Here is a 23,309-nt window from a genome sequence, read left to right as displayed (position 1 = left end):
TTGGAGAGAAGAGCCTTTTGTTCTTTTCTCTCTTTTTTATAGACGTGTGCTATTTATCCACATATTATAAAAGCTGAGACAGAAGGTTTTACATTTCCTTCTGTCTCAGCTTTTAATGGAAAATATCCACACACTCTATTTATGATAAGGTTCATTTCGAATAATACGAAAAGCTCGGTAAATCTGTTCTACCAATACTAGGCGCATAAGCTGATGAGGAAACGTCATCTTTGAAAAAGAAAGGGCTGCGTTTGAACGTTTCATTACTTGGCTGCTTAACCCAAGCGATCCACCAATGATAAACGCTACTTTACTTTTTCCGTAGGTAGCTAATGAATCAATTTCTTTTGCGAGTTCCTCCGAAGATTTTTGTTTTCCGTTAATAGCTAATGCGATAACGTGAGTATCGTCTGAGATTTTCGCTAAGATGCGCTCTCCTTCTTTTTGTTTCACTTGTTCCATTTCAGATTCACTTAAGTTTTCTGGCGCTTTTTCATCTGCAAGCTCAATAATTTCTACTTTTGCATAGCTTGATAAACGCTTTAAATATTCTTCAATGCCTTGTTTTAAGTATTTTTCTTTTAACTTCCCAATGGTTATAATAGAGATATTCACAGGCTGTTCTCCTCTCCTTTATCTCTTATCCACAGATATTATCCACATATCCACATGTTATATCCACATTTTGTATAGGAATGTTAGTTCCCTACTACGTATGCAGCTTCATTGTCACAATATTCACAGCTTTTTTTGTCAGTGAAATTTTCTATTTTTTCAAAAACCGGCGCTAGCTCAATCTCATCTACCATTATATCCAGCGCTAGTTCTGTGTGTTCTAAACAGCAATATATCTTCATGTATTTACCTTCCTTTCTCTATTCTTTTCATTAAAAAACCACAGGAGTTTATCCCCTGTGGATAACTTTTCTTTTACTTCATTTGTCGCGTTAATTTTACTTCTGTGGATTTCTTTTTGCCATCCCGATAGAACGTTACATTCATTTTATCGCCAATTTCTTTTTCAATATAGAGGTGTTTGCGAAGTGTCGCAATATCCCTTACTTTGCTGTGATCTAACTCAACAATCACATCATATTCCTTCAACCCGGCTTTAGCGGCTGGCGACCCTGGCTCGACTTTTAGAACAGCGACTCCGTTTACTACATCATGTGGTAACTTAAGGGTTTCTTTTAAATGATACCCTGATACCTCACTTAATGATAGTGTACTAACTCCAAGATACGGACGTCTGACTTCGCCATATCGCTCTAAGTCATTAATAATGGGTCTAGCCATATTAATTGGAATTGCAAGACCAATGCCTTCTACTGCTTCTTGAGCAATTTTCATGGAATTAATGCCTATTAATTCACCATCAATATTAACAAGAGCACCCCCGCTATTACCAGGGTTAATGGCGGCATCTGTTTGAATAACTTCTGATTGCCAATCAGGATTTCCATCGCCATTTAAATCTTGAGGAATGACACGGTTAACACCTGAGACAACTCCTTGTGTAACAGATCCAGAAAATTGAAGGCCTAGTGGATTTCCAATAGCAATCACTGGTTCACCAGCTTTAAGCTTATCAGAATTTCCAAAGGTAGCCACTTTTGTCACGTGACCTGCATCAATTTCAAGAACCGCTAAGTCCATTAAATCATCGCTGCCAAGAATTTTAGCTGATACCCTTGTACCGTTACTGAAGCTCACTTCAATTTCATTAGCGCCTTTAATGACATGATAGTTTGTCACAATATAAGCTTTATTACCTTGCTTTTTGTAAATAACACCTGAGCCCGTCCCGACATCAGTTCGTTCATCATTCCAAAAGCTTTCGGAGTTCTGGATGTTTACAACTCCTACAACTGCTGCGTTTGCTTCAGAAACAGCTTTTGTGACGGCCGTAGTGACGTCAAGAGATACTGACTTTTGTATGGTAGATCCTGTTTGTTCATCTCCATTTTCATCAGTTACCCATCCATCTGGCAAAATCCCGTTTCTCACCAAGGCTGGCATAAGAAGCAGTACAATAAGTGCACCTATAATAGCTCCAATCAGAGCAGAAGCGAAATATCCTCTGCGGCGTTTAGGCGGCCGACTATTTGGCTCTTGGCCTTCATCATAATGTTCCACACTATCACCGAACCCTTCATTTATCATCGTGAATGTCTGCATTCACGTACTAAATGAAGTTATTTTTCGCTTCCTTTCTAGAGACTATACATAAACAATATCAGTTGGTCTTTTTGGATCTGTATCACATAGAAGAATATTGTCTTCTACATTGATGTCTTTTTGTTGTAACACTTGCGCAACCGACATACGGGCAATTTCCTTCATGTTATTGTCTTGACTCAAATGCGCTAAGTAAATGCGTTTGGTTTGATCTCCAATCACATCTGCCATCGCAAGCGCCGCATCTTCATTTGACACATGTCCCACGTCGCTTAGAATTCGTCTTTTAATGCTCCAAGGGTAGCGCCCCATTCTCAGCATTTCAACATCGTGATTGCTTTCAAATACGTACATATCGCTATTTTTAATCGTACCTTTCATGCGGTCACTTACATAGCCGGTATCTGTAATAAGGGTTAATTTTTTAGACCCTTGATGAAAGACATAAAACATAGGCTCTGCAGCATCATGCGAAACGCCAAAAGACTCCACTTCCAATTGACCAAACGATTTCGTTTGGCCAATTTCAAAGTGAAACTTCTGTTCCGTATCAATGTTGCCGATCAAGCCATCCATTGCGTTCCACGTTTTTTCATTTGCGAAAATAGGGAGCTTATATTTACGTGCCAGAACACCTAGTCCTTTAATATGGTCACTATGTTCGTGAGTCACTAAAATTCCTGATAAATCCGGGATATTGCGATTTACTTGTTGAAAGAGAGCTTCCATTTGTTTTCCGCTCAGCCCTGCATCAACTAGTAAGGAATGTTCTCCATCACTTACTAAAATCGCATTTCCTGTGCTCCCACTCGCTAGCACGCTGAAATGCAGGCTCATTTATCTCACTCCAAATACTTATTTATTTCCTTTTTTAATGATCTGCCCTTCAAAGGCATTTACAAAATAACTCGTATCTCCATTTACAACAATGTGCCAAGTTGGTGCTAAAACTTGAGAATTTAATAGCGGCAGATCAAACGTATAGTATCCAAACTCTACGTCTGTCACTTTATCTTTCTTTTTCAATTCATCCTTCAAAAACAAATTTTCCAATGCTTTTAAAGGAGACAAAACATCCTGCTCATCATCCAACGTTTTCACAGAACCTAACATCGTTTGTTCATATGAAACAATTTCGCCTTTATCATTTAAATGAGCAATGATCATGCCGTTTTCATTATCATAGATTTTGTGCTTCTTATATTGTTGAAAGAATGTAACTGTTTTTTTCTCTTTATTAACATTCCATAGCTCATAATCCTCACCAGAGAGCACATATCGTTTTAGAAATTGACTTAGCTTTGCTTTTGTATTTTTTTCAGGCACTGAAAAAGGTTTGTCTAATACGCTCCGAATTGTTTTTTCCTCAAGCAGCGCTGCTTTTTGTTCTTTGAGCTTTTTTAAGTCTTCATCTTTAAACAGTTTGCTTTTAGCATTTAACGATGAAGCTTCTTTCACATCTGTAGGTAAATGTTTATATTCAATGCCTTCACTCGTTAATTGTTCTTCAACACTCGACTCTACAAATAGAGAGTACTGATCTTCTTGATGAGTTTTAAATATCTGATAGCCTAAGTAAATATTAAGAATCAAGAAAGTGAAAATAAAGATGGTTTTTGTTCTATTCCAATCCATCGTTATCGCCTCCTTCGGTCGGCGGTGCAATTCGATACCATTTGCTATTATAATAATAGAACCAGGAAGGAACGAGTTTGACAGAATTAGAATTAAACTCAACCGTCTTTTCACCGGTTTTCGGCTGCTGTGACACTTCTTCTAGCTGATAGCCTATTGAAATATCTTTTAACAGATTCGGGTCAAAGTTTTGGTGTTTTTCAATTAATTGAATAACCTTTTGAGATGACTGCAGCTTTTCTACACTCGAATCCTGTACTCTTACAAAACGATAAAGAGGACGACGGTAATTTAAAATCTCCGCATTTCCCCATCTCTGATATATTTCAGTCATTCCCTGATTGCTGTACACTGGATAGTTATCTTTATAATAACGATAGCTAATTTCTTTTGTAATACGATTCCAGCTGTTGAATCGGTAATTAGATTCTGTCCAGCCACCGTGGTCATTAACGAAGCTAAAGCTACGATTTATTAAATTATAATCTTCCATTACCTCGGTCGTGGAATTTACAAGATTCACATATTCCATCACATCTGTCTTCGTATTGACATTAATCACTTTTGTACCTTCGGTGTAGACATCTCGGTTTGTAGACGTTTCTTTCCGTGCATAGTCCGGGTTGTTAAAAAGCGCTTCTTTATATTTTTCAATATCTAAATGCCTCATGCTCGTATAGTAGACTTCACTATTCATCGTAATATTGTTTTCCGGAAGGAAGATATATCGGTTTTTGTTTTCTTTATATACAAGGCTCGGGGCATACGTACGTTTCATTTTATCTTCTAATTCTTTGATATCATCTTTGGCCAAATTCTTGACTGTAACCGAATAAATCTTTTTTTGCTCATAATTCACAAGATATACGCTCACGAAAAAGGAAGGTGTACGCTTAATTTTAATGAGTACACGGTCAAATGTTTGATTAGGCAAAGACGTTTGAGAAAATGAAAAAAGCTGTTGAAATGTTTTCAAAGGGAGCGCGTCTGGATACAACACTTCAATAGAATTACTTCCATGGACATAATTTAAAAATCCATCAGGCGAAATAGCATCCGAAACGTCCGTCACATTCGAAAATTTCCACTTTTTCATTTCATTTACCCATTTGTTTACATCATCTTCATCGTGAGACATGTAGTGATTATCGTTTCGATGATAGAGGACTTCTGTTGGAAGAATATGATCTTCTATTTTACTTTTTGAACTCACTTCAACTTCCTGCAAATGTTGATTTTTTGAAATGACCTTATAAGAAGGCTGATACGTCCATATATGATACGTCATAATTAAACTGGAAGCGACGAGAACAACTAAGATGGCCGTTTTGATATGTTCATATCTCATTCCCATTCGTCATCATTCTCACTTTCAATCGGAAGAGTAAAGTAAATCGTTGTTCCTTTTCCTTCCTGACTATCTGCCCAAATGCGTCCATCGTGTGCTTCAATAATTTCCTTGGCAATAGCAAGCCCTAATCCTGTTCCGCCTAATTTACGCGTTCGTGCTTTATCTACACGATAGAAGCGTTCGAAAATTTTAGCTAAATTTGATTTTGGAATTCCCATACCTTGGTCTTTAATGCTCACAACAATTTCATGTGTATGCTGAGCAATTGAAAATGTAATGGTTCCGCCTTCAGGTGAATATTTTATTGCATTGGAAATAATGTTATCTAATACTTGTGTAATTTTATCTTGATCGATAGCGACATAGATTGCTTCATTTGGCAAGTCGCGCACGAACGAAATACCTTGTTCAATTGTCATTTCAAAGCGATCAATGATGTAATGATAGAACTTCACAAAATTGATTGGGTCACGGCTAAATCGATAGTCTTGGCTATCTAGCTTAGATAATTGAAGCAAGTCGTTAACGAGACGAATCATTCGTTCTGTTTCCGTTTGTGTCACATTTAAAAACGTCGGAGCTAAGTCCTTATCTTGCCAAGCTCCATCTGCAAGTGCATCTAAATAACTGCGCATCGTTGTTAACGGCGTACGCAATTCATGTGAAACATTCGCTACAAATTCTCGGCGATCTTGATCAATTTTCTCCTGCTCTGTAATGTCATGCAGGACAATGATAATCCCGTTAATAAAGCCTGTCTCTTTTTGAATAGCGGAAATGGTAGCTCGTAAAATAAAGGGATCCGATTTTGTACTAAAGTCCAAAATTAATGACTCTTGATTAGCGAGCAAACTTTCAAACGTATGCGTTTCTTCAAGATCTAATAGGGAAACAACTGGATCAGACAAAACCGTTTCACGTGAAACATTTAGCATAGCTGCGGCTGGATCATTAATTAAAATTACTCTTCCCTTTCGATCCGTCGCAATAACGCCGTCCGTCATATGAGCTAATACCGAACTAAGCTTACGGCGCTCTCCTTCTGTAGTTGCCTGTGCTTCTTGAAGCTTTCTTGTTAAGTTGTTGAATGTGAGAGCTAGCTGACCAATTTCATCATACCCGTATACCTTAGCTTTTCTCGTGAAATTCCCTTTGGCCATCTCAAGTGCTTGTTTTCTCATTTCAGACATTGGACGAGTAATCGTCTGAGCTAAAAACACGCCTAAAATAGCTGTAATAAAAAGAGCAATCACCGTACCTGCCTTAAAGATCTGATTGATATTACTCATTTGATCATAAACAGGCTCCATAGAAGCTGTTAAGTAAATAGCACCTAAGATTTCTTCGCTAGACTGAACTTTTCCATTTTTATTAGTTGAATTTGATTGACTGGCACCTACTTTATCCTGTAAACGAATAGGCTGTATCATAACTCTGATTCGCTGTCCGCTTTGATCAACAAATACATTATCAGAGTTCGTTCCTGCTAACAATGCATTTGTAATCGCTAAATCATTTGTCTTTTTACCTATGATCTGTTGAGGATTTGAGTTCGATGTAGCAATAATTCTTCTATTTTGATCAATGACTCTTACTTCAGAGATGTCATTCATATCATTTGAAGCTAAATTGGGTCTTGAAGCAAAATCTCGTAAAATAGTCTTTAAGTCTTCCTCAAGAGTGGGTGAATCATCATCACGATTTTTCACCATTTCTTGTCCAATATTATACGTCAGCAAGTCTGTCCGCTCTTGAAGAGACGTTCGAAAGTTGTTAACTAATTCTTTTTCTAATTGTCTTGCAAAATAGACCCCAATAATTTGCATCGCAATTAAAATGAGCAGCACATAAATCAATACAAACTTTAAATGAATAGATTGCAGGAGCCTTACTTTCTTCATCTAAAATTACTCCTGCTCTGGGCTGCGTAAATAATAGCCTACTCCACGTCTTGTTACAATCCACATTGGATGGCTCGGATTATCTTCAATTTTTTCACGTAATCTTCGAACTGTTACATCTACCGTACGCACATCACCAAAATAGTCATAACCCCATACGGTTTGCAGCAAGTGTTCACGCGTCATGACTTGTCCAATGTGCTTCGCTAAATAATGCAGCAGCTCAAATTCACGATGAGTGAGTTCAATCGTTTCTCCACGCTTAGACACGATATAGGCATCTGGGTGAATAACAAGCGCTCCAATTGTAATTTCATTCGTTTCGCTTTCTTCTGTTGGAACAGCTACCTGCTGATGTCTACGTAAATTAGCTTTTACACGTGCTAATAATTCACGCGTACTGAACGGCTTAGTTACATAATCATCTGCACCTAATTCTAGACCTAAAACTTTGTCAATTTCAGAGTCTTTTGCTGTTAACATGATAATTGGCATATCATATTTTTTGCGCACTTCTCGGCAAACTTCCATTCCATCTTTCTGAGGAAGCATAATATCTAATAAAATCATTTCAGGCTGTACTTCTTCCACTTTTTCAAGTGCTTCTACGCCATCGTAAGCACAAAATACTTCGTAACCTTCTTTTTGCAAATTAAACTTTAAAATATCTGCAATCGGCTTTTCGTCATCTACGACTAAAATACGTTTATCCATGATCATCGTTCTCCTTTATTAGTTGAAGCAAAATATAAAAGATAGTATTCATACTGTTTGAATACCGTAGTTTTATTATACTTGATAACCCTTGAAACGTCACAAGTTCATCCTCTACTATACATGAAGATATATGATTTTCAACCATCTCTAAATACAAAAGTAATATATTACCACAAAAGAGATACAAAGCAAATAACGTTTTCTTTTAAATGTAAATAAAAGAAAAAAGCATGACTTTAAATAAAGTCATGCTTTTTGATGGCTCGGGACGGAATCGAACCGCCGACACAAGGATTTTCAGTCCTTTGCTCTACCAACTGAGCTACCGAGCCAAAATGGCGGTCCCGACGGGAATCGAACCCGCGATCTCCTGCGTGACAGGCAGGCATGTTAACCGCTACACCACGGGACCTCAGTCTATGTGCTATGTATTAAAAATATTAAAAATGACCCGTACGGGATTCGAACCCGTGTTACCGCCGTGAAAGGGCGGTGTCTTAACCGCTTGACCAACGGGCCACGTTGTAACAAAAGTGAGCCATGAAGGACTCGAACCTTCGACCCTCTGATTAAAAGTCAGATGCTCTACCAACTGAGCTAATGGCTCATGTTATATCTCTTAGCGACGTTTATTATAATAACATGATGTTTTATATAAATGCAATAGTTTTTTTAAAACTTTCTTTTTATTATTGAGCTTTTTTTAAAAATCTTGTTAACAAAGCGCCAATTATAAATAAAAAAAGGTTAGCTCACGAGGAGCTAACCTTTTTTATTTAGCTATATACACCACGTAATACATTTGTTTGTGTACGATCTGGACCTACAGAGAAAATAGATAAAGGAATACCTGTTAATTGAGACACGCGCTCTAAGTAGTGGCGAGCATTATTAGGTAACTCATCTAATGTTTTCACACCCGTAATATCTTCTGTCCAACCTGGAAGCTCTTCATATACAGGTTCGCATTCTGCAAGTGTTTTTAAGCTAGCAGGGAATTCTTCCATAATTTCCCCTTTGTAACGGTAAGCTACACAAATCTTTAACGTCTCAATTCCTGTTAATACATCAATTGAGTTTAAAGATAAGTCTGTGATTCCGCTAACGCGACGAGCATGACGTACAACTACACTGTCAAACCAACCTACACGGCGAGGACGACCAGTTGTTGTACCGTATTCACGTCCTACTTCACGGATTTGATCACCAATTTCGTTTGTTAATTCAGTTGGGAAAGGACCGTCACCAACACGAGTTGTATACGCTTTTGATACACCTACAACGTGTTTGATTTTAGATGGACCTACACCAGAACCAATTGTTACTCCACCCGCTACCGGGTTTGAAGATGTAACAAATGGATATGTTCCTTGATCGATATCTAACATAACACCTTGTGCGCCTTCAAATAGTACACGACGTCCTTCGTCTAACGCATCATTTAATACTACTGATGTATCAACAACATATTTTGCCACTTGTTGACCATACTCATAGTACTCATCTAAAATTTCTTCTAATGTAAAGCCTTCTACTTCATACATTTTTTCAAGAAGGCGATTCTTTTCAGCTAAGTTTTGTGTTAATTTTGCTTCAAATACTTCACGGTCTAGTAAATCGGCAATTCGAATACCAACACGTGCTGCTTTATCCATATAAGCTGGTCCAATACCTTTTTTCGTTGTACCAATCTTATTTTCACCTTTACGTTCTTCTTCAACTTCATCTAATTTTAAATGATATGGAAGAATCACATGAGCTCGGTTACTAATACGTAAGTTTTCTGTTGTTACACCGCGATCATGTAAGTATTTTAATTCTTGAACAAGCGCTTTTGGATCGACAACCATACCGTTTCCAATTACACACGTTTTGTCATTATAAAAAATACCTGAAGGAATTAAATGTAACTTATAAGTTTCACCATTAAACTTAATTGTGTGACCTGCATTGTTCCCACCTTGGTAACGTGCAATCACTTCTGCATTTTCTGATAGGAAGTCTGTAATCTTCCCTTTTCCTTCATCTCCCCATTGTGTTCCTACTACAACGACTGAAGACATATCTTAAGCACCTCCGCTTAGTAAGCAACAGCTCACTACGACATAATTTAACCATGGATAAGTGTATCAATTTATCACGCTAAAGTCAATTAAATCCGAACGATTTAATAAAAGTTATTACAAATATATCGTATTTTGCGGAACGAATGCGATAACAATAAAATAAAACCTCTCATATTGAGAGGTTTTATGCACCAGGCGGCACTCCTGCGTCATCAAAGCGCCGCTCGAGATTAACGAATTTATTGTATTCTTTTACGAAGGCAAGCTGTACGGTTCCAACTGGACCGTTACGCTGCTTGGCTATAATAATCTCGATAATATTTTGATTTTCTGTATCTTTTTCATAATAGTCTTCACGATATAAGAAAGCTACGATATCGGCATCCTGCTCAATACTTCCGGATTCACGGATATCAGACATCATTGGTCGCTTATCTTGTCTCTGCTCTACTCCACGGGAAAGCTGTGATAAGGCGATAACAGGAACTTCTAATTCACGAGCTAAAGCTTTTAACGCACGAGAAATTTCAGATACTTCCTGCTGTCGGTTTTCTCCGCTTCGTCCATTTCCTTGAATAAGCTGTAAGTAGTCAATTAAAATCATCCCAAGTCCGCCTTCTTGTTTCAAGCGACGACACTTAGAACGAATTTCACCTACTCGAATACCCGGTGTATCATCAATATAAATCCCTGCATTGGACAAAGACCCCATTGCCATAGTGAGCTTTCCCCAGTCATCAGCTGTAAGCGAGCCTGTACGCAGTCTTTGTGCATCAATATTTCCTTCGGCACACAGCATCCTCATAACAAGCTGCTGAGCACCCATCTCTAAACTGAAGATTGCTACGTTCTCATCCGTTTTCGTTGCAACGTTTTGCGCAATATTTAAGGCAAAGGCCGTTTTACCTACCGATGGGCGGGCCGCTACAATGATTAAATCATTTCGCTGGAACCCTGCTGTCATTCTATCTAAATCACTAAACCCGGTTGGGATACCTGTAATGTCACCTTTTCGATTGTGAAGAACTTCGATATCATCGTACGTTTGTACAAGTACATCTTTGATATTTTGAAACACACCGCTGTTTTTACGCTGTGCTACTTCTAAAATGTTTTTTTCCGCTTCATTTAATAAAACTTCTACTTCGTCTTCCCTTGCATATCCTTCTGAAGCAATATGCGTTGCAGTACGAATTAAACGGCGTAAAATCGACTTTTCTTCTACGATTTTACCGTAATACTCTACGTTTGCAGCCGTTGGAACAGAGTTAGCTAAATCACTTAAATACGATACGCCGCCAACTTCTTCTAGGATTTTTTGGTCAGCTAATTCAGACGTTACCGTCACCAAATCAACCGGTTCACCTTGGTCAGAAAGTTTCAGCATACATGTAAAGATTTTCTGATGCGATGCCCGATAAAAATCTTCAGGTATTAGCAGTTCAGATGCTAAGGTTAAAGAAGAAGGCTCTAAGAAAATGGCCCCTAATAGCGCTTGCTCTGCTTCAATATTCTGAGGCGGAAGACGATCAGCAAAAAGATCACTCATATTTCTATGCCCCTCTTATATTCTTTCAGTATTTTCTTTCATCATAAATGTTGGCGCGAACAAATACAAGTCCGCGCCAACCCTTTATATTATTTACTTATTTCTCAATCGTGCGTTTATTTTTGTTCAGTCACGTGTACCTTTACAGTAGCGGTTACTTCCGGATGTAATTTAACCGGTACATTTGTGTAGCCTAATGCGCGAATTGCATCGTTTAATTCAATTTTACGCTTATCTACTTTAATGTTGTGCTTTTTCTTTAATTCTTCAGCAATTTGTTTGCTTGTGATAGAACCGAATAAACGGCCACCTTCACCAGATTTTGCTTTTAATTCAACTGTTAGTTCTTCAAGAGTTGCTTTTAACTCTTTGTTTGCTTGAAGTTCTGCAGCTGCATCTTTTTGCTCTCTATTTTTTTGTGCTTCTAATACTTTTACATTACCGCCTGTAGCTTCAACAGCATAACCATTTTTTAATAAGAAGTTATGTGCATAACCGTCTGAAACATTTTTTACTTCACCTTTTTTGCCTTTTCCTTTTACATCTTTTAAGAAAATTACTTTCATGATTTTTTACCTCCATCTAAGTACTCATCAATTGCTTGTTTAAGCCGTTCTTCAGCTTCATCCAAACTAATGTCTTGAAGCTGAGTAGCAGCATTCGTTAAGTGGCCTCCGCCTTGGAGACTCTCCATAATAACTTGTACATTGATATCTCCAAGCGATCTAGCACTAATGCCAATTAGATTATCCCGTCGCTTAGAAATAACAAACGAAGCAACCACTCCGCTGATTGAAAGCAGCGTATCCGCAGCTTGCGCAATTAACACTTGATCATACATTTTGTTTGGTTCGGCTCGTGAAATGGCGATACCTGCTGTATAAATCTCTGCATGTTCAATAAAGCGCGCTCGCTGTACATATTGCGTGATATCTTCTTTTAAAAACTTTTGAACAAGAACCGTATCTGCGCCTTGAGAACGTAAAAAGGACGCTGCATCAAACGTACGAGATCCCGTGCGTAATGTAAAGCTTTTTGTATCGACAATAATACCGGCTAAAAGTGCTGTTGCTTCTAGCATATCAATTTTAAATCGTTTTGGCTGGTATTCAAGAAGCTCAGTAACGAGTTCTGCTGTTGAGGAAGCATATGGCTCCATATAGACAAGAAGAGGATCTTCGATAAAGTCTTCTCCTCGTCTATGGTGATCAATGACCACGACATTTTCAATACGATTTAATAATCTTTCTTCAATAACGAGCGACGGCTTATGCGTATCTACTACTACTAAAAGAGTATCATCACTCACAAGATTTAAGGCTTCTTCAGGCGTAATAAATCGTTCCCACAGGCCTTCTTTCTTTTTAATCTCTTCTAGCATTCGCTGAACACCTGTATCGATATGATCAGGATCTAATACGATAAAACCGTCTTTCTGATTTACTTGCGCTACTTTTAATATCCCAATAGCAGCTCCTACAGCATCCATATCCGGATACTTATGACCCATGATAATCACTTTTCCACTCTCTGTAATGAGCTCTTTTAACGCGTGAGAAATAACTCTTGCACGCACGCGCGTCCGTTTTTCCATTGGGTTTGTCTTGCCCCCAAAGAATTTTACTTTTCCATTCGGCTGTTTAATCGCTACTTGATCTCCACCCCGACCTAAGGCTAAATCCAAGCTAGATTGAGCCAAAGTACCTAGTTCAGGTAAATCAGCAGCGCCAGCTCCGATACCAATGCTCAATGTAAGCGGTATATTTTGTTTAGACGTCTCTTCTCGAACTTGGTCTAAGATAGAAAATTTACTTCGCTCTAAATGAATTAAGATTTGTTCATTCATAATCGCAATAAATTTCTCAGAAGACGTACGTTTAATAAAGATACCGTATTCTTGAGCCCAATTATTTAACATAGAAGTTACGTGGCTATTCAAGTTACTTTTAACTTGATCATCCATTCCTTGCGTTAGTTCATCATAATTATCTAAAAAGATAATTCCTAAACTTGTTCGTTCTTCTTCATACAATTTTTCGATTTCCATTTGCTCTGTAATATCAAAGAAGTACAGTAAGCGCTCGTCTCGTTTAATCACCACTTTGAATTTCCGATCATGTAACGTAACAACTTCTGTTTCCACTTCTTGTTTGATCAGTGGAATAATACTTTCGGCTACATCGTATAATGATCTTCCCACTAGTGTGTCTTCACCCAGACAAGATGCTAGAAAAGGATTTGTCCATTCAATTTGATATTCATCATTAAATAACATAATCCCAATCGGCATTTCCATTAATGCCTCTTCGCCTACTTTTTTCAGCCGATGAGACAGCATTGAAATATAGGTTTCAAACTCATCGGACAGCATTCGCTCCATTCTCATGTATAGAAAAAGACAGGCTAGTAGTAATATAAAGCCTATCATTCCTATGATCCAATTATGATAGGTCACGATACCTACTAAAATCAGGGCTATACTATACAATGAGTAAAATGGATAGCGAATGACGTTCTTTTTTGTAAAGACAGGCATCCATTTCAGCTCCTACTTTTTTAAGTTCCACAATATCTACTTTTTTGTGTCTAATTGTTTTCTTAAATTAAATCCTAAATCAATTATACCTAAGATACGCACAATTTGAAGGATAATTGGAATAATTAATGCTAAAATTGTTACAACAATTGGAATTGCTTTGGTATACCCTTTTTGATGTGAGAAATAGAAAATAAAAGAGATCCCTTGAACAACTACTAATATTTGTAACAGTGCAAGCATATTTAAAATTACAATATACATGAAAGATCCGTGTTCAAAATTAAACATAGGAAAAGTCAGTACCAATGCAATTAAATAATACCAAAGAACACTTTTAGGTAATTTTAATGTACGAATAGGGGGAAATTTTTCTACTTCATGACCTAACCGTTTTAATATGGGTGCAGCTATAGCCTGAGTAATTAGTGAAAATACTGCACTTACGACTACCAAAAATGTAGGAATTATATATTTTAACATGGAAATAGAGTCTTTTGTTCTTTCAATTTGCTGCTGACTTACACTCTGACCTAAGCTTTCCGATAACTTTACACTTCGATCGATAGACTCATTCACTGTAGTGGCCCATTGATCTGCTGATAGATTTATATGTAATAACGAGATAGTTAAGACAAACCATAATAAAAATCCAAATGCGAAGGCAGTGGTACCTCCTAATAAAGTAATATACCTTGACTGCTTTTTAGCATAAAGCACACCTATCATTGTTCCCCCTATCCCAAATATAAAGGTAATAGGTAATGCTTTTAACGTTCCAAACAAAATAGTCAGTAAAACAGCTACGATAAAAAAGAGAACAGCTTTTCCAAATCCATGTCTCATAGTAAAAACGATAAAGGGTACACCTAATACGAAAGCCAAAATCACTCCCAAAAGAGGTATATAGAGAGACGCTAACAACAGCGCCACAAACAGCGCTAAAAGAGCTGCTCCTTCTGTAATATATCGAATTCCTTTCACAACTTCACCTCGTTGATATAGACTATTATTTATTTTATCGATTCAATTCATAAGAAGCAACTATTTGGCAAAAGAGCACCTATGTAATGTAAAAAGAGGCAGTAAGGATTCCCTTACTGCCTCTTTTTATACCGTTCATTATTCACCAGAAACATATGGTAATAATGCCATTTGACGAGCGCGTTTGATAGCGATCGTTAATTTACGTTGGTATTTAGCGCTTGTTCCAGTTACACGACGAGGTAAAATTTTACCACGCTCTGAAACGAATTTTTTAAGCATATCTACATCTTTGTAATCGATGTGAGTGATGCCGTTTGCTGTGAAGAAACAAACTTTACGACGTCTGTTGCGTCCACCTTTACGTCCACCTGCCATTTTGATACGCCTCCTTCCGCTTAAAAGTTTCTATAAAATTTTATACTCCGGATAATCTACTGCGAATTAAAACGGTAAATCGTCATCTGAAATGTCAATTGTCTCGCCATTATTTGCAAATGGATCATCATCAACGCGAGTATAACCTTGATTACCTGAGTTACGGTTCTGATTATCTCCAAATGGAGAGCCTTGTCCAGATCCTCCAGTGTTAGCAAAGTTACTGCGTTGCGTATCCCCACCGCCACTTTTCGGCTCTAAAAATTGCACACTTTCTGCTACAACTTCTGTTACGTATACGCGACGACCGTCTTGTCCTTCGTAACTGCGAGATTGTAGTCGACCATCAACACCAGCTAAACTTCCTTTTTTAAGGAAATTCGCTGCATTTTCAGCCTGACGACGCCATACAACACAATTGATGAAGTCAGCTTCACGTTCACCTTGCTGATTTGTAAATGTGCGGTTTACCGCTAAAGTGAATGTTGCAACCGCTGCTCCACTCGGGGTATAACGTAATTCAGGATCTTTGGTTAAGCGTCCTACGAGAATTACGCGATTCATCATCAGAACCACTCCTTAAGGAAATAAAACCCATTTATTTAAACGTTTAATTATGCTTCTTGTTTAACAACGATATGACGGATAATGTCTTCGTTGATTTTCGCAAGACGATCAAATTCAGAAACTGCTTCTGAAGTAGCCGCCACGTCAAGAATCATGTAGTAACCGTCACGGAAATCATTGATTTCGTATGCTAAACGACGTTTACCCCATTCTTTAACATTTGCGATTTCAGCACCATTATCAGTTAATACGCCGTTGAAGCGCTCAACTAATGCTTTCTTTGCTTCGTCATCAATGCTTGGACGGATGATGTACATTACTTCATACTTTCTCATCACTGTCACCTCCTTTTGGTCTAACGGCCCGAAACGGGCAAGGAGCAATAAAATATTACTCACGAATTAAAATTATAGCACACTACCATAGGCAAAGCAATACGCATTGCCGGCTGTTTCGTAAATATACGCTCATATTTTCGCCAAAGAAAAAAGCCGAAAGAAAATATCTTCTTTCGGCTTTTAATCTTATACGTTAAAGCGGAAATGCATAACGTCTCCGTCTTTTACGATGTATTCTTTTCCTTCTAAACGTACTTTTCCAGCTTCACGAGCCGCTCCCATTGTTCTAGCAGTCAATAAGTCCTCGTATGATACCGTTTCTGCACGAATAAATCCACGTTCAAAATCTGTATGAATAATACCTGCACACTCAGGAGCTTTCATACCTTGTGTAAACGTCCACGCGCGTACTTCTTGCTCACCAGCAGTAAAGTACGTAGCTAATCCAAGTAAATCGTACGCTGCACGTACAAGCTGATCTAGACCTGACTGTTCAATGCCTAGTTCTTCAAGGAACATTGCTTTTTCTTCTCCTTCAAGTTCAGCAATTTCAGATTCAATGCGTGCGCAAACAACAATTACTTCTGCACCTTCACTTGCCGCATACTCACGCACTTTTGCTACATATTCGTTAGCAGATGCATCGGCTACTTCATCTTCAGAAACGTTTGCTACATAAAGAATAGGTTTGATCGTTAGCAAATGAAATTGTTTTACTAATTTCATTTGTTCTTCTGTAAATGAAACAGCACGAGCTGGCTGGTCACTTTCAAATGCATTCTTTAGTTTCTCTAGAATTTCGTATTCATACATTGCTTCTTTATCTTTTTGTTTAGCCATTTTTTGAACACGGCCAATACGCTTCTCTACCGTTTCTAAATCTGCTAAAATTAACTCTAAATTAATTGTTTCAATATCTGAAATAGGATCTACTTTTCCTGAAACGTGCGTAATGTTCTCATCTTCAAAACAACGCACAACGTGACAAATTGCATCTACTTCTCGAATATGAGATAAGAATTTATTTCCCAGTCCTTCACCTTTACTAGCACCCTTTACGATTCCAGCGATATCTGTGAATTCAAATGCTGTTGGAATTGTTTTTTTAGGTTTTACAAGCTCTGTAAGTTTTTGAAGACGATGATCGGGCACTTCTACAATACCCACGTTAGGATCAATCGTACAGAAAGGGTAGTTCGCAGATTCTGCGCCCGCTTGTGTAATTGCATTAAATAATGTTGATTTTCCAACGTTAGGAAGACCAACAATTCCAGCTGTTAAAGCCATATATTTATTCACTCCTCTTTATATATCCGAAACAAGTTAACCTGTCACAATTATAGTGAGTCAACTTTTGAAATACAAGTTTGATAAAGAACCTTTAGTCGCATCGCGTTAAGGTGCTTCATTTTGTCCCACCTTACAGTATAAGGCATAAACATAGAAAATGCATGAGGTTATTCCTCATGCTTTACAAGAATTTTTTTCATTTTACGTGCAAAATCACGTCTTGGAATCATTACGCTATGGCCGCAGCCTTCACATTTAATACGGATATCCATTCCCATTCGAATGATTTTCCATTCATTTGTACCGCAAGGATGAGGTTTTTTCATTTCCACAACGTCATTTAAACCAAATTCTTTTTCCGTCATCAGCTCTCTCCTCCTTATTTCCCTTTCAACGTCGACGAATGCTGTGCTTCTTCTGTACGATTATACATAACCATACGAGGAAATGGAACTTCAATGCCATGTTCATTTAGCCTTGTACGCACTTCTTTACGAATCATACGAGAAATATGGAAATGTCTCATTGGTTTTACTTCGCTTGTAATCCTCATTGTTACTTCAGTTGCATGGATATTTTGAACCCCCAGCAATTCAGGAGTTTTAACCATATCTTCATAGCGACTTGGCAATTCTTCTAACAGTTCTAAAATCACTTGTTCTGCTTTTTGTATGTTTTCTTCATAAGAAATGCTTACATCAACGAAAGCTACGCTGTTATGTAAAGAAAAATTAGTGACCTCCACAATACTGCCATTGGGCAAAATATTAATTTCGCCTGTCCAACTCTTAATCTTTGTGGTTCGCAAACCAATTTCTTCTACGGTTCCCTCAAATGTTCCTACTCGAACATAATCGCCAACGGAGAACTGATCTTCAAAGATAATAAAAAATCCCGTGATGATGTCTTTCACTAAGTTTTGAGCACCAAACCCTACCGCAAGCCCTACAATTCCAGCCCCCGCTAGCAATCCACGAACATCTACCGATAATGTTTCTAAAATCATAACTCCCGCAACGAAATAAATAGCATAAGAAAAAATATTCTGAAGCAAACGGACCATCGTAGCTTCTCGTCGCTCAGAAATACGCAGAGGACTATTTGTGCGAACCTCTACAAATTTATTTAACGCTTTCTTTCCAATCCGAATTAAAAACATGGAAATAAGCAGAATCAACAGAATTTTTATAAATCCTTCTCCAATATGTGCCCACGTTTCTTCTTGAAAAAATGGCTCAAACACGTTCTTAAAAACTGACTTCAACGAATTCATACTACATGTAGCTCCTATCGTAACATAATCTACATACGAGAAAGTTTTAATCTATTGTAGCAAGTTTCTATGAACTTTTGTAGCGATTTCGAAATGGATACAATAGAACGGCTGTTACTAAAAACAAATTGACGATTCCATACATTGGATACAAAACGGCAATCAAAGTAGAAAAACCTAACTTTGTAAAGGGGATCATTAAAAGTAGCCAGCAGGCTGCCAGTTTCCAAAGAGATTGTACCTTTTCAGTATGAAAACGTGCGGTCAGTCCTAAGATTCCCGACACGGCTGTTGTATAAATTGCAATGAGCAAAACAATGCTCATTAAAAACAGCATCGTATAAGGAAAGTCTTTAAGAATAGCGAATAATGGAATTTCATAAGAAGAAAGAAGGCCTGAAACTTGAATAAGTGATTCATTATAAATAAAGGAGAGCCCTCCTAATAAAAAGCCACTGCCAACACTTGCAATATAAATCTCTTTTTTGCTTTTAATTTCCTGTCCAATTGTAGATAATACCGCGACAAGAGGAAGAATATTTAATGCCGTAAAGGTAAAAGCAGCAGGCCAATTATGCTGAAGATGCCAATCAGTTACTCCAGGATGACGCAAAACAAACGTAAGAAGTACGCCAGCTAGTCCAATCATTAAGATTGGCATAACGACGGAATTGATAGAAAGAAGCCCATTTAATCCTCTTGAAAAAACAAAGACGATAAATGCACTAAGAGCGCCAATTCCCCACCAGTAAGGAACATGCCACATTTCCAATGTCGCCCCACCGCCCGCGATCATAATCACCGTTGTAGTAAACAAATAAAAAACGATTAAAACATCATAGGCTGCAGCCCATTTCTTTCCTATTAATTCAATTAGCACTGGGTAAAATTGATTGGTTCGGTAGCGATAGCTGATTTGCATAATCACATTGCAAGAAATCGCAAAAATAATAGAAAATAGAAAAATAGCAAGTCCGCTTTCTTCGCCAAAAAACTGCCATAGCTCTCTCCCTGAAGCATATCCAGCGCCTATCATGGTTCCCATAATTAAGAATATCCATTTACATCCTGCTCTCCACATCGATTTTCCCCCAATCCATGAAATATATGTATAGAATCTTCAAAATCTTCGTATACTGTTACTATTATGTATAAGGAGTGGACCCTATGAATTTAAAATCTCCCTTCTTTGAGAAGACACAACATTCAACCCGCGTATTTCATGATGAAGAATCTGCTACAAAGAAGCTGAGTACACAGTTACTATCTTTACTTCCAACGCAGAAAGACAGACCAATTGTTTTTGTATGTATTGGAACGGACCGTTCAACTGGGGACTCATTGGGTCCATTAGTCGGAACGAAACTGAATGAAAAAAAGATTTCATCTTTTCATATTTTTGGAACGTTAGAAGAGCCTGTTCATGCTGTTAATTTGAAAGAAACGTTAAAACATATCCAAAAGCTTTTCCCGAATCCTTTTATTATTGGAATTGATGCTTGTTTGGGTCGGATGAAAAGCGTAGGCTCTGCATCACTTGGAATAGGACCCGTTAAACCAGGAGCAGGAGTTAATAAGGAATTGCCGCCAGTCGGGGATATTCATATAACAGGGGTTGTCAACGTGAGCGGATTTATGGAGTTTTTCGTCTTGCAAAATACGAGGCTTCATCTCGTTATGTGCATTGCCGATTTAATTGCGCAAAGCATTGAGACTGCGCACAACGAACGAGAGAAAGCGTTTAATGCTTCTCCGGTTTACCAAACTGTAAGACACTATAAACAATAAAAAAGGCTGTCCTAAAACTAGGACAACCTTTTTTTATACAGAAGATTTATTGGTCTGAGAAAGATCATTAAATAATTCAAGAAGACGGTTTAAATCTTCTTTAGAGAAAAACTCGATTTCAATTTTTCCTTTTTTCTTGCTTTGTGTAATGTGAACGGAGGTACCAAAACGCTCACGGAGCTGTGTTTCACTTTGTTTTATAAATAAATCTTTATCTTTTTTAGTTTTTGATGTTTCACGTGGAACGGCTTTATTTAAGTGGGCAATATAAGCCTCTAGCTGTCTGACATTCAATTGTTCCTTGCGTATTTTTTCGACTACTTTAGGTAGAAGAGCTTTATTTTTTAAACCGACTAGTGTACGCCCATGTCCCATAGACAATTCATTAGTAGAAATGAGGGCTTGAATTTCCTCAGGCAGTTGCAAGAGGCGAACATAGTTAGCAATATGAGGTCGGCTTTTTCCTAGTCGTGTAGCAAGTTGCTCCTGTGTCATATCGAGCTTATCCATAAGCAATTGATAAGCGGTTGCTTCTTCAATTGGCGTCAAGTCTTCACGCTGTAAATTCTCCAACAAAGCTAGTTCCATCATTTGCTTTTCTGAAAAGTCTTTTATAATGACAGGAACAGTAGCAAGGTCGGCTTCTTTAGCAGCTCTAAATCGTCTTTCACCCGCTAAGATTTCATAGCCTTTAATGCTTTTGCGAGCTACAATAGGCTGTAAGATGCCATGATGTAAAATGGATTGCTTTAACTCATTAATTGCTTCCTTATTAAACGTTTTACGTGGTTGATAGGGGTTGGGTCTGAGTTCGTGAATAGCAACTTCCTGAATTGAATCATCAGCCTGTGCATCTAAGCCTGAAAATAAGGCATTAATTCCTTTCCCTAATCCTTTCGCCATTATAAATCACTTCCTTTGCAAGTTCCGTATAAACTGCGGCCCCTCTAGATCTTGCATCATATAAGATAATTGGTTCACCATGACTAGGCGCTTCGCTCAAACGAACATTTCGAGGAATAATCGTTTGATAAACGCGATCCTGAAAGTATTTCTTCACTTCTGCTGTGACCTGCAGTCCTAAATTTGTGCGTGCGTCGAGCATAGTCAGTAATACACCTTCGATACGCAGTTGATTATTCAAATGTTTTTGGACTAATCTAACGGTATTTAGCAATTGACTTAATCCTTCAAGCGCGTAATATTCACACTGTACAGGTATTAAAACAGAATCAGCCGCAGTTAACGCATTTAATGTAAGTAAACCAAGAGAAGGGGGACAATCAATAATAACATAATCAAAGTGATCTTTCACCGTTTCTAAAGCTCTCTTAAGTCGAACTTCACGTGAAATAGTCGACACTAATTCAATTTCTGCACCAGCTAATTGAATGGTCGCGGGAATGATTGATAAATTTTCAACCGCCGTTGAACGCACAACGTTTTTGGCTTCCATATCTTCCACTACTACATTATAAATACATTCATCTACATCTGCTTTATCTATGCCAACTCCACTGGTAGCGTTACCCTGTGGATCTCCGTCTACAAGTAGAACCTTTTTTCCTTGTTCAGCTAAACAAGCTCCTAAATTGACAGCGGTTGTTGTTTTTCCAACTCCGCCTTTCTGATTCGCAACTGCCACAATTTTCCCCATGTTGTCACCTACTTTCATTTCCATCCCATTTGTCCAGACAGTTTGATTGTTCATTGAATTTTCTGACGAAAAACTTTGATAAAAAAGCCTCATCAAAAAAAGATGAGGGCTATTTCTTTATTTTTTCGGAATCTTAATAGTAAACTGAAAATATTCATCAAACTCTTCTTCTTCCGTGTTTAATGAAATACCGCTGTCACTAACCATTGTTAACGATTGACGAATTGTATTCATTGCGATACGCGTATCTTTACTAAACGCTTTTCTTTGTGCTTTTGGCTTTTTAACCTGCGTTTCTAACAATTTAACTACTCGATCTTCCGTTTGTTTTACATTTAATTGTTTTTCAATAATCTCAGCTAATACTTGAAGTTGTTTTTCTTGATTTTTGAGGGGAATGAGCGCTCTAGCATGTCGCTCTGTAATCAATTTTTGTTTGATTGCTTCTTGTATTTCAACAGGAAGCTTTAACAAACGAAGCTTGTTTGCAATTGTGGATTGGCCTTTTCCTAAACGTTGAGCTAATGCCTCTTGGGTAAGATTATGTAACTCAATTAACTTTGCGTAGGCTAGTGCTTCTTCGACAGCCGTTAGCTCTTCACGTTGTAAGTTTTCTATTAAAGCCACAGAGGCCGTTTCTGTATCGTTAAAATATTTCACAATTGCAGGAACCGTATCCCATCCTAAGCTTTGTACAGCTCTCCATCGACGTTCTCCAGCAATCAATTCATATTCTTCACCCTCAGTCGGTCGAACCACAATAGGTTGAATAATACCGTGTGTATGAATAGTAAGAGCTAGCTCTTCAATTTTTGCTTCATTAAACACAGTACGCGGCTGATAACGATTCGGAATAATACTTGAAACCCTAATTTGTTTTACTTCATCTCTTAAAACTTTTTCGACATTTTCATCTTGGACAGTTTCAATCTCTACATGAACATCCTCATCTTTTTCTTTTAAATTAAAAAAACGTGAAAAAGCAGATTTCATAGTCCCACACCACCTTCAGGAAAATCCCGCCTTAAACTAATTCGATGTTTTTTAATCATATCCTGCTTTCTAAACAGAAAATATAGAGAAGAAAATGTTTCATATGAA

24 protein-coding genes and 4 tRNA genes are annotated in these 23,309 nt (G+C 37.8%); 1 reads left to right on the top strand and 27 read right to left on the bottom strand.

The annotated features are described in order from the left end of the window. Positions 1-135: 135 nt before the first annotated feature. The 24 genes from rlmH to M3225_RS21110 all read right to left on the bottom strand — a co-directional run bounded on the left by rlmH (position 136) and on the right by M3225_RS21110 (position 19,844). Positions 136-615, bottom strand: a complete 480-nt coding sequence (rlmH, locus tag M3225_RS21225) for a 23S rRNA (pseudouridine(1915)-N(3))-methyltransferase RlmH (RefSeq protein ID WP_251396961.1) — start codon at positions 613-615, stop codon at positions 136-138. Between the two features lie 83 nt (positions 616-698). After that, a complete protein-coding gene (locus M3225_RS21220; RefSeq protein WP_251396958.1) occupies positions 699-857 on the bottom strand; it encodes a CxxH/CxxC protein in 159 nt (52 codons plus the stop codon). 73 nt (positions 858-930) lie between these two features. Continuing rightward, a complete protein-coding gene (locus tag M3225_RS21215; protein ID WP_251396955.1) occupies positions 931-2,163 on the bottom strand; it encodes a S1C family serine protease in 1,233 nt (410 codons plus the stop codon). 57 nt (positions 2,164-2,220) lie between these two features. Then, the gene (locus M3225_RS21210; protein ID WP_014457688.1) at positions 2,221-3,015 is read right to left on the bottom strand and encodes an MBL fold metallo-hydrolase; all 795 of its coding nucleotides are present in this window, start codon (positions 3,013-3,015) and stop codon (positions 2,221-2,223) included. 18 nt (positions 3,016-3,033) lie between these two features. Continuing rightward, positions 3,034-3,813, bottom strand: a complete 780-nt coding sequence (locus tag M3225_RS21205) for a two-component system regulatory protein YycI (protein WP_116074943.1) — start codon at positions 3,811-3,813, stop codon at positions 3,034-3,036. After that, positions 3,800-5,167 carry a YycH family regulatory protein gene (locus tag M3225_RS21200; protein ID WP_028411920.1) on the bottom strand — a complete coding sequence of 456 codons (1,368 nt, stop codon included), beginning with the start codon at positions 5,165-5,167 and terminating at the stop codon, positions 3,800-3,802. The genes M3225_RS21205 and M3225_RS21200 overlap by 14 nt, the downstream gene beginning before the upstream one ends. Beyond that, the gene (gene walK, locus M3225_RS21195) at positions 5,158-7,065 is read right to left on the bottom strand and encodes a cell wall metabolism sensor histidine kinase WalK (protein ID WP_014457685.1); all 1,908 of its coding nucleotides are present in this window, start codon (positions 7,063-7,065) and stop codon (positions 5,158-5,160) included. Before walK ends, M3225_RS21200 begins: the two co-directional genes overlap by 10 nt. Positions 7,066-7,071: 6 nt before the next feature. Then, positions 7,072-7,779, bottom strand: a complete 708-nt coding sequence (gene yycF, locus M3225_RS21190) for a response regulator YycF (RefSeq protein ID WP_013085552.1) — start codon at positions 7,777-7,779, stop codon at positions 7,072-7,074. A gap of 262 nt (positions 7,780-8,041) precedes the next feature. Further along, positions 8,042-8,114: transfer RNA gene (locus M3225_RS21185), tRNA-Phe, on the bottom strand. Positions 8,115-8,118: 4 nt separating this feature from the next. Continuing rightward, positions 8,119-8,194 (bottom strand) — tRNA-Asp (locus tag M3225_RS21180). A gap of 35 nt (positions 8,195-8,229) precedes the next feature. Beyond that, positions 8,230-8,301: transfer RNA gene (locus tag M3225_RS21175), tRNA-Glu, on the bottom strand. Positions 8,302-8,316: 15 nt separating this feature from the next. Further along, positions 8,317-8,389 (bottom strand) — tRNA-Lys (locus M3225_RS21170). 169 nt (positions 8,390-8,558) lie between these two features. Then, positions 8,559-9,845: an adenylosuccinate synthase gene (locus tag M3225_RS21165; protein ID WP_251396952.1), complete on the bottom strand. Its 1,287-nt coding sequence runs from the start codon at positions 9,843-9,845 to the stop codon at positions 8,559-8,561. Positions 9,846-10,032: 187 nt separating this feature from the next. Next, positions 10,033-11,397 (bottom strand): replicative DNA helicase, encoded by a 1,365-nt coding sequence (gene dnaB, locus M3225_RS21160; RefSeq protein WP_013059909.1) that lies wholly within the window; start codon positions 11,395-11,397, stop codon positions 10,033-10,035. A 116-nt stretch (positions 11,398-11,513) separates the two neighbouring features. Continuing rightward, positions 11,514-11,963: a 50S ribosomal protein L9 gene (rplI, locus tag M3225_RS21155; RefSeq protein WP_013085555.1), complete on the bottom strand. Its 450-nt coding sequence runs from the start codon at positions 11,961-11,963 to the stop codon at positions 11,514-11,516. Then, positions 11,960-13,933, bottom strand: a complete 1,974-nt coding sequence (locus M3225_RS21150) for a DHH family phosphoesterase (RefSeq protein WP_251396949.1) — start codon at positions 13,931-13,933, stop codon at positions 11,960-11,962. Before M3225_RS21150 ends, rplI begins: the two co-directional genes overlap by 4 nt. 36 nt (positions 13,934-13,969) lie before the next feature. Next, positions 13,970-14,917, bottom strand: coding sequence for a YybS family protein (locus M3225_RS21145; RefSeq protein WP_251396946.1), 948 nt, complete (start codon positions 14,915-14,917; stop codon positions 13,970-13,972). 138 nt (positions 14,918-15,055) lie between these two features. Next, entirely contained in the window at positions 15,056-15,295 is a 240-nt protein-coding gene (gene rpsR, locus M3225_RS21140; RefSeq protein WP_013059913.1) for a 30S ribosomal protein S18, read from the bottom strand. A 66-nt stretch (positions 15,296-15,361) separates the two neighbouring features. Continuing rightward, a complete protein-coding gene (gene ssb / locus M3225_RS21135; protein WP_013059914.1) occupies positions 15,362-15,862 on the bottom strand; it encodes a single-stranded DNA-binding protein in 501 nt (166 codons plus the stop codon). Positions 15,863-15,909: 47 nt separating this feature from the next. Beyond that, on the bottom strand, positions 15,910-16,197 hold the full coding sequence (gene rpsF, locus M3225_RS21130) for a 30S ribosomal protein S6 (RefSeq protein WP_013059915.1): 288 nt from the start codon (positions 16,195-16,197) through the stop codon (positions 15,910-15,912). A 189-nt stretch (positions 16,198-16,386) separates the two neighbouring features. Continuing rightward, the gene (gene ychF, locus M3225_RS21125) at positions 16,387-17,487 is read right to left on the bottom strand and encodes a redox-regulated ATPase YchF (RefSeq protein ID WP_251396943.1); all 1,101 of its coding nucleotides are present in this window, start codon (positions 17,485-17,487) and stop codon (positions 16,387-16,389) included. 170 nt (positions 17,488-17,657) lie between these two features. Continuing rightward, entirely contained in the window at positions 17,658-17,855 is a 198-nt protein-coding gene (locus M3225_RS21120) for a DUF951 domain-containing protein (protein ID WP_013059917.1), read from the bottom strand. Positions 17,856-17,869: 14 nt separating this feature from the next. After that, the gene (locus M3225_RS21115) at positions 17,870-18,763 is read right to left on the bottom strand and encodes a mechanosensitive ion channel family protein (protein WP_251396940.1); all 894 of its coding nucleotides are present in this window, start codon (positions 18,761-18,763) and stop codon (positions 17,870-17,872) included. A 67-nt stretch (positions 18,764-18,830) separates the two neighbouring features. After that, positions 18,831-19,844: a YkvI family membrane protein gene (locus M3225_RS21110; RefSeq protein ID WP_251396937.1), complete on the bottom strand. Its 1,014-nt coding sequence runs from the start codon at positions 19,842-19,844 to the stop codon at positions 18,831-18,833. An 86-nt stretch (positions 19,845-19,930) separates the two neighbouring features. On the opposite strand from M3225_RS21110, the gene yyaC reads away from it, so the two are divergent. Next, complete coding sequence (gene yyaC, locus M3225_RS21105) at positions 19,931-20,551, top strand: spore protease YyaC (RefSeq protein WP_251396934.1); 621 nt, start codon at positions 19,931-19,933, stop codon at positions 20,549-20,551. 33 nt (positions 20,552-20,584) lie between these two features. On the opposite strand, the gene M3225_RS21100 is transcribed toward yyaC, so the two are convergent. From M3225_RS21100 to noc, 3 genes are all read right to left on the bottom strand, one after another. Beyond that, a complete protein-coding gene (locus M3225_RS21100; protein ID WP_251396931.1) occupies positions 20,585-21,454 on the bottom strand; it encodes a ParB/RepB/Spo0J family partition protein in 870 nt (289 codons plus the stop codon). Continuing rightward, the gene (locus tag M3225_RS21095) at positions 21,426-22,208 is read right to left on the bottom strand and encodes a ParA family protein (protein WP_013059922.1); all 783 of its coding nucleotides are present in this window, start codon (positions 22,206-22,208) and stop codon (positions 21,426-21,428) included. The genes M3225_RS21100 and M3225_RS21095 overlap by 29 nt, the downstream gene beginning before the upstream one ends. Positions 22,209-22,325: 117 nt before the next feature. After that, positions 22,326-23,201, bottom strand: coding sequence for a nucleoid occlusion protein (gene noc, locus M3225_RS21090; protein ID WP_251396928.1), 876 nt, complete (start codon positions 23,199-23,201; stop codon positions 22,326-22,328). Positions 23,202-23,309 lie beyond the last annotated feature (108 nt).

Source organism: Priestia aryabhattai (genome assembly GCF_023715685.1).
Lineage (GTDB): Bacteria > Bacillota > Bacilli > Bacillales > Bacillaceae_H > Priestia > Priestia aryabhattai_B.
This window is presented reverse-complemented; position numbering and strand designations above follow the sequence as displayed.